Source organism: Staphylococcus sp. EG-SA-2, assembly GCF_017152085.1.
The window spans coordinates 1-574 of record NZ_JACYHC010000042.1 but is presented as its reverse complement, the minus strand read 5'-3'; the positions used below and the strand labels follow the sequence as shown (position 1 = coordinate 574).

Annotated in this window: 2 protein-coding genes; one reads left to right on the top strand and one right to left on the bottom strand. The window is 31.9% G+C overall.

All coding sequences use genetic code 11. The features are described 5' to 3' along the window. Nucleotides 1-77 (bottom strand): hypothetical protein (locus IDG60_RS27045; protein ID WP_167401934.1); only part of this gene is annotated, 77 nt, incomplete at its 3' end. On the opposite strand from IDG60_RS27045, the gene IDG60_RS27040 reads away from it, so the two are divergent. Next, nucleotides 76-574: YSIRK-type signal peptide-containing protein (locus IDG60_RS27040; protein ID WP_206160347.1), on the top strand; the 499-nt coding region annotated here is incomplete at its 3' end. The two genes, IDG60_RS27045 and IDG60_RS27040, sit on opposite strands and share 2 nt — an antisense overlap.

Sequence of the window (574 nt, the reverse complement as noted above, 5' to 3'; positions counted from 1 at the left end):
GCTACAATTAACACTAATAATTGATATTGATAATTATTATCAATTAAATATAATCTTATAGGAGTTGTTAACAACATGAACAAACATCACCCAAAATTAAGGTCTTTCTATTCTATTAGAAAATCAACTCTAGGCGTTGCATCGGTCATTGTCAGTACACTATTTTTAATTACTTCTCAACATCAAGCGCAAGCAGCAGAAAATACAAATACTTCAGATAAAATCTCGGAAAATCAAAATAATAATGCAACTACAACTCAGCAACCTAAGGATACAAATCAAACACAACCTGCTACGCAACCAGTAATCACTGCGAAAAACTATCCTGCAGCGGATGAATCACTTAAAGATGCAATTAAAGATCCTGCATTAGAAAATAAAGAACATGATATAGGTCCAAGAGAACAAGTCAATTTCCAGTTATTAGATAAAAACAATGAAACGCAGTACTATCACTTTTTCAGCATCAAAGATCCAGCAGATGTGTATTACACTAAAAAGAAAGCAGAAGTTGAATTAGACATCAATACTGCTTCAACATGGAAAAAGTTTGAAGTCTATGAAAACAATCAAA